5 protein-coding genes are annotated in these 6,714 nt (G+C 57.6%); 2 read left to right on the forward strand and 3 right to left on the reverse strand.

The window, feature by feature from the left end; genetic code table 11:
* Window positions 1-38: 38 nt before the first annotated feature.
* Window positions 39-1,370, reverse strand: coding sequence for a dicarboxylate/amino acid:cation symporter (locus ACLTXB_RS13650; RefSeq protein WP_428227386.1), 1,332 nt, complete (start codon window positions 1,368-1,370; stop codon window positions 39-41).
* Between the two features lie 421 nt (window positions 1,371-1,791).
* Between ACLTXB_RS13650 and ACLTXB_RS13655 the strand changes: the two genes are divergently transcribed.
* Window positions 1,792-2,973, forward strand: coding sequence for a pyridoxal phosphate-dependent aminotransferase (locus ACLTXB_RS13655; protein ID WP_428227387.1), 1,182 nt, complete (start codon window positions 1,792-1,794; stop codon window positions 2,971-2,973).
* Here the strand turns inward: ACLTXB_RS13655 and ACLTXB_RS13660 are convergent.
* Window positions 2,970-3,893: a LysR family transcriptional regulator gene (locus tag ACLTXB_RS13660; protein WP_008982141.1), complete on the reverse strand. Its 924-nt coding sequence runs from the start codon at window positions 3,891-3,893 to the stop codon at window positions 2,970-2,972. The two genes, ACLTXB_RS13655 and ACLTXB_RS13660, sit on opposite strands and share 4 nt — an antisense overlap.
* Window positions 3,894-4,009: 116 nt before the next feature.
* On the opposite strand from ACLTXB_RS13660, the gene ACLTXB_RS13665 reads away from it, so the two are divergent.
* Window positions 4,010-4,690 carry an RraA family protein gene (locus ACLTXB_RS13665; protein WP_008982140.1) on the forward strand — a complete coding sequence of 227 codons (681 nt, stop codon included), beginning with the start codon at window positions 4,010-4,012 and terminating at the stop codon, window positions 4,688-4,690.
* Window positions 4,691-4,832: 142 nt separating this feature from the next.
* On the opposite strand, the gene rbr is transcribed toward ACLTXB_RS13665, so the two are convergent.
* Window positions 4,833-6,614 (reverse strand): rubrerythrin, encoded by a 1,782-nt coding sequence (rbr, locus tag ACLTXB_RS13670; protein ID WP_428227388.1) that lies wholly within the window; start codon window positions 6,612-6,614, stop codon window positions 4,833-4,835.
* Between the last annotated feature and the right edge of the window lie 100 nt (window positions 6,615-6,714).

Raw genomic sequence — 6,714 nt, forward strand, 5'->3', positions numbered from 1 at the left:
ATGGATTTATAGGTGCAGAATGACAGGGCGGCAAAGGATCAGCTGTTGTAGATCTCCTTGTCGAACTCCTTCTCGCTGGTGGAGACGATCACGGTGGTAGCCGCGTCGCCCACCACGTTCAGGGTGGTCAGGACCATCTCGCAGGGCTTGTTCATGGCAAGCACCAGAGAGTAGATGAGGGTACAAAGCTCGGTGTTGAAGCCGGCGCCGGTGAGAACAGCGTACAGCATAACGGAACCGGCGGCGGGGATGGCGGGGGTGCCCATGGAGGCGGCGATGGCCAGCAGGGTCATGGTCAGGTAGTTCATGGGGGTGACTTCCAGACCGGCGCAGGTGGCGATGAAGGCGGCGCCGATGATGTGCATGATGGCGGTGCCGTTCATGTTGATGGTCATGCCCACGGGCAGTACGAAGTCGGTGATCTCCTCAGAGCAGCCCAGCTCCTTCACGCAGGTCTCACGGTTGAGGGGCAGGGCGGGGGCAGAGGCGGCGGCGCCGAAGGCGATGATGGCCACCTTGATCATCTTCTTCATGAAGATGAAGGGGTTGCAGCGGGTAGTAGCACCGATGGCGATGGGATAGGCCACCAGCAGGTAGATGATCAGGACAATGATGGTGACGAGGATGTAAGAGAAGATGTTGCTGACCTGGTCGATGCCGTAGATGGCGAAGGTGCGGGTGATCATGCAGAACACGGAGAAGGGGCTGCACACGATGATCAGGAAGTCCAGGAACTTCTGCACGATCTGACTGCACTCGTCGCAGAAGACCTTGAAGACCTTGATCTTGTCTTCCATAGCGGCGATGCTCACGCCGATGATGACGGAGCAGGTGATGACCGCCAGCATCTTGTTGTTGCTGCTCAGGGCGGAGATCATATTGTCGGGCACCGCGTTGACGATGGTGACCAGGATGTTGCTGGTCTCGGCCTCGGTGACGTCGGCGGCCAGGCTGTCCACCACGAACTCACGGTACAGACCCATGTTGATGACCAGCTCAGAGACCACAGCGGCGAAGAAGCAGGCCACCAGGTAGAACAGAACGAAGGTGATGATGGTCTTGCCGGCGATGCGGCCCAGCTTTCTCATATCATTCATGCCGCACACGGACATGATGATGGAGAAAAAGACCATGGGCACGATGGCCAGCTTCAGTGCGTTGGTAAATACGGTTTGAATAATGTAGAACAGGCCGATGGCATTGCGCCCCTCGCTGACCGTGATGTCCTGGAAGAAGATCTTATTCAGGATATCCCACGTGGCCGGGGACATGGAGGGTTTTAATAAGGAGATGACAATACCCAATATAACACCCAGGATGAGGGCTGTCACCATGCGCTTGACAAATCTTTTCCGTTTCTTCTCAACCATGATTTCAACTCCCGTATACAACATTTATCTCGTATCCCGCTCTTTATGGGATGCGCAAGGTTTGGTTCGGCGGCTGATTCTTGGGTCACCGGTGTCGATAGGAGAAAACCTATCTTAATTGCCCAAAAAACAACGGCCTCACCGTCTGAATTAAGGATAACATCTCCAAAGTTTTTCGACAAATAAATATTCCGAACGTCTTTTATTTATTTTTTTAATATTTAAACAGCGGTATCCAGCGCAAAAGCCCGCAGAGTGTGCTCTGACGGGCTTTTATTGTATTTCTAAATAATTCTTATCACACATATTCATTTTACAAATATAATTTCTGTGCGCTATAATGAGCCCACAAGCAAGAGAACAAGAAAAACTGATGGATCATACAAAAATCAACCTGGATATACAGGAAAGGAGAATCGGTATGTTTGAAACTGCTAAGCGTATGGAGATGCTCCCGTTTTCCGGCATCCGTGTCATGATGGAGAAGGCCACCCAGATGCAGAAGAAGGGTGAGGACGTCATTCATATGGAGATCGGCCGCCCCGACTTCGATACCCCCCAGGTCATTAAGGATGCCGCTTATGACAGCATCCGCCGGGGCAACGTGTTCTACACCTCTAACTATGGTACCCCTGAGCTGCGCAAGGCCATTGCCGAAAAGCTCAAGCGGGACAACAACGTGGACTACACCGCCGACGAGATCCTGGTGACCATCGGCGTGGGCGAGGGCACCTACGCCGCGGTAGCCGCCTTCCTTAACCCCGGCGACCAGGTTCTGGTTCCCGATCCCGTGTGGCTCAACTACATCCACGTGCCCAACTTCTTCGGCGCTGTTCCTGTCAGCTACAAGCTGCGGGAGGAGAACGACTTCCAGATCGACCTGAAGGAGCTGGAGAGCCTTATCACCGACAAGACCCGCATGCTGGTCATCAACACCCCCGGCAACCCCACCGGTGTGGTGCAGTCCTATGAGACCCTGAAGGGCCTGGCCGATATGGCGATCCGCCACGATCTGATCGTGGTCTCCGATGAGATCTATGAGAAGCTGGTCTACGGCGGCGAGAAGCACATCAGCATCGCCTCTCTGCCCGGCATGAAGGAGCGCACCATCACCCTCAACGGCTTTTCCAAGTGCTACTCCATGACCGGCTGGCGTCTGGGCTATGCCGCCGCTCCCGTGGACTTCATCAAGGCTATGGTCCGCGTCCACCAGTACATCAACACCTGCGCCGCTTCCTTTGTCCAGGAGGCCGGTATCACCGCTTTGGAGAAGGCTGAGCCCGACGTGCAGGAGATGGTCAAGGAGTATGCCCGCCGCAGAGACTACATGGTCTCCGCCATCAACAGCATGGACGGCGTGAGCTGCAAGACCCCCGGCGGCGCCTTCTATGTCTTCATGAACATCAAGTCCTTCGGCATGTCCTCCGCCGACATGGCCAACTACCTGCTGGAGGAGGCCAAGATCGCCACTGTGCCCGGCTCCGCCTTCGGTTCTCAGGGCGAGGGCTACGTCCGCTTCTCCTACGCCTGCAGCTATGAGCGCATCGTAGAGGGCATGGAGCGCATGCGCAAGGCTCTGGCCAAGCTGCCCAAGAAGGCTTAAAAACGCTGCCAGGTCTGGCCGATGTGCAGATCGAATTTCAGATTCTGCAGATATTGAGCCAGGTTGCGTTCAAAATAGTCCAGCGCTTTTTCCGTGGTGATCAGAGGATTGCGGTGCTTGATCTTGTAGCAGCAGCGGTTGGGGGGAGGATTCTCCAGCCGGCTGACATACAGGGCGTGGCTGCCGTAGAGCTCATGGATCACCGATTCCGGGGCGATCATCCAGTACTGTTCTCTGGGGTTCCACATTTTGGAGATCACCGTAATGGTGTCGGCGGACAGACAGGGGCGGGAATAACTGGTCAGCCACTGGTCGTGCCAGATCTGATAGGGGTCGTCCCACTTTAAAAACAGCTCTTTGGCGGGGTCAAGCTCCTCGGTGTGGACCAGGGGCTTCTCCACCGCCGGGTTGGAGGACTGGACCAGGTACATCTGTTCCTCAAAGACACACTCGCAGAGAATGTTTTTGTAGTAGAGCTGGTAGTACACAAAAGCCAGGTCGATGTCGTGGGCGTCCAGGATGCTGTACAGCTCCGAGGACTGATGGGTGCGGATGTTGAGATCCAGCACCGTCCCACTGTGGATGAGCTGCCGATAAAAAGGCGCCAGCAGGGCCACGTTCACGCTGTCGGTGCAGCCGATGGTGAGCAGCGTCCGCTCCCGCCGCCCCTGAAGCAGGCGGGTCTCCTTCCACAGAGACATCATCCGCTCCGCAATGGGGATGAAGTCGGCCCCCTCTGGGGTGAGCTCGATCTGTTTAAATCCCTTGCTGCGGAGAATCAGCGAGCAGTTCAGTTCCTTTTCCAGCAGCTTGAGCCGGTGGCTCACCGTAGGCTGGGAGAGAAAGAGAGCATCCGCTGTTTTGGAAATGCTCTTGGTACTGACAATGGAGAGAAACATCTCGATATCGGCCAGATCCATACAAACGCCTCCTTGGCACCCGGAAATGAGAGCGTAAAAAGTTACTGACAGTTTACCACACAATCCGCGGTTATTTCAATCGCTTTAAATCATTGTATTGAAAGAAGGATCTTATCATGGCAGTTGGATGCAGAATTAAAAAGAATATCGTTCGTCCCGATCGCAGCCTGGTGGAGGCGTTCCGCGGCATTCCCGTGGCCAACATCGACGACTGCATGAACCGTCTCTCCGCCGTTCAGGCTGAGCTTTGCCCCATGAACTCCTCTCCCCTGCTGGGCACCGCCTTTACCGTAAAGTGCCCCGCTGGTGATAACCTCATGTTCCACAAGGCCCTGGATCTGGCCCAGCCCGGCGACGTGCTGGTCATCGCTGCCGGCGGCAGCATGAGCCGCGCTCTGTGCGGTGAGATCATGGCCACCTATGCCCGCAGCCGCGGCATCGCCGGTTTCATCATCGACGGCTGTGTCCGTGACCGGGACGAGCTGGCTCAGTTCACCGACTTCCCTGTCTATGCCAAGGGCGTTATCCCCAACGGCCCCTATAAGAACGGCCCCGGCGAGATCAACTTCCCCGTCAGCGTGGGTGGCCAGGTCATCTGCCCGGGCGACATCCTGGTGGGCGACGGCGACAGCATCCTGGTGATCAAGCCTGAGGACGCGGAAGAACTGGCCAAGGCCGCCAAGGCGGTCAAGGTCAAAGAGGAGGGCCAGCTGGAGGGCATCAAGACCGGCAAGGGCTTCCCCCGTCCCTTCGTGGACCAGATCCTGGAGCAGATCGGCGTAGAGTACGTGGACTGATTCCCCTCTCATCAACCATATACCCCCGGCGGCGAAGGACCGGCTTTATGCCGGCCCTTCGCTGCGTTTTTCGAGAATATATATAACAGCACCCCTGTGGGATGACCACAGGGGTGCTGTTGTTAACGGTTTTTTGAAAAAATCAGTAGTTCTCGCAGTGGATCTCGAAGAAGCTCTGGCTGTAGCGGCAGGTGGGGCACACCTCGGGGGCAGCGGTGCCCACCACGATGTGACCGCAGTTGCGGCACTCCCAAACCTTGACCTCGCTCTTTTCAAAGACCTGGGCGGTCTCCACATTGCGCAGCAGGGCGCGGTAGCGCTCCTCGTGGCGCTTCTCAATGGCAGCGACCAGACGGAATTTGGCGGCCAGCTCGGGGAAACCCTCCTCCTCGGCGGTCTTGGCAAAGCCGTCATACATGTCCGTCCACTCGTAGTTTTCACCCTCGGCGGCGTGGAGCAGATTGTGGGCGGTGTCTCCCAGGCCGCCCAGCTCCTCGAACCACAGCTTGGCGTGGGCCATCTCGTTTTCCGCGGTCTGCCGGAACAGGGCGGCGATCTGCTCATATCCCTCCTGCTGGGCTACCGTGGAGAAATAAGTGTACTTATTCCGGGCCTGAGACTCTCCGGCAAAGGCGGCCTCCAGGTTTTTCTCGGTCTGGGTGCCGGCGTACTTGCTGCCGCTCTTGGCAGGGGCCTGCTCCAGCTTTTCAAAGGAGGAGGCGGGCTGCTTGCACAGGGGGCAGGTAAAGTCCTCGGGCAGAGTCTCGCCCTCATAGATATAGCCGCAAATCTTACATTTCCACTTATTCATCGGTTTTTCGTCCTTTCTTTTTCTGATATCGCTGCGGTCGTAGTAGGTCGTATGCAGCATCTGTTCCGCCAGCTCACTGAGGGGCTGGCCGTAGAAGGCCTCATAGACAGCCTTGATTTCAGGGTTTTCATGGCTGCTGCGCAGCGTCATGGAGCCGTCCCACTGATACAGGGCCGCGATGCGGCTCTTGCGAGTCTCATCGGCATTTTTCATCAGATCCTTGGGCTGTCCGCCACCGCCGATGCAGCCTCCCGGACAGGCCATGACCTCCACAAAGTGGTACTGCTTGCCGCTTCCCTTCATGTGCTCCAGGAAGCGGCGGGCATTGGCAGTGCCGTATACCACCGCCACCTGCAGAGTCAGATCACCGATGATCACCTGAGCCTCACGAACGCCATCGTACCCGCGCACTGGGTCCAGCTGCAGCAGGGATTCCGGGGCGCTCTGGCCGGTGAGGTATGCGTAGGCGGTGCGCAGGGCAGCCTCCATCACACCGCCGGTGTTGCCGAAGATCACGCCGGCTCCCGAGGCCTTGCCCATCAGGGAGTCGTAGGCGGAGTCCTCCAGAGCGGTCCAGTCGATGCCGGCGGCCTTGGCCCACCGGGCCAGCTCCCGGGTGGTGATGACCTGGTCGGTGTCCCGCATTCCCTGGATGCCGTGGTAGTCACCGGCGGCGTGCATCTCCTCCCGCCGGACCTCGAATTTCTTGGCCGTACACGGAGTCAGAGTAACGTGGACGATCTGCCGGGGATCCAGTCCCATCTGTTTGGCAAAGTAGGTCTTAACCGTGGGACCCTGCATGCCGATGGGGCTTTTGGCGGTGGAGAGATGGGGCAGCAGTTCCGGGGCATAGATCTCAGTAAAGTGTACCCAGCCGGGACAGCAGCTGGTGAACTGGGGAAGGGGGCGGTCTTTTTCCGTGATCCGGCGGATCAGCTCGCTGGCCTCCTCCACGATAGTCAGATCGGCGGCGAAGTTGGTGTCCAGCACATAGTCCACACCTAGAGCGCGGAGCAGGGCCACCATCTTGCCCTCCACAAAGGCGCTGGGTTCCATGCCGAATTCTTCGCCCAGAGCGGCCCGGACCGCCGGAGAGGTGCTGACCACTACCACCTTATTGGGGGCGGCAATGGCCTGCTGTAATCAAGGGCCAACTCGAGGAACTTGTGCGTGGAAGTGTAGAAGAAACGCTCAACGAGCTGTTGGAGGCCGA

The sequence above is a fragment of the Flintibacter sp. genome (assembly GCF_046973065.1).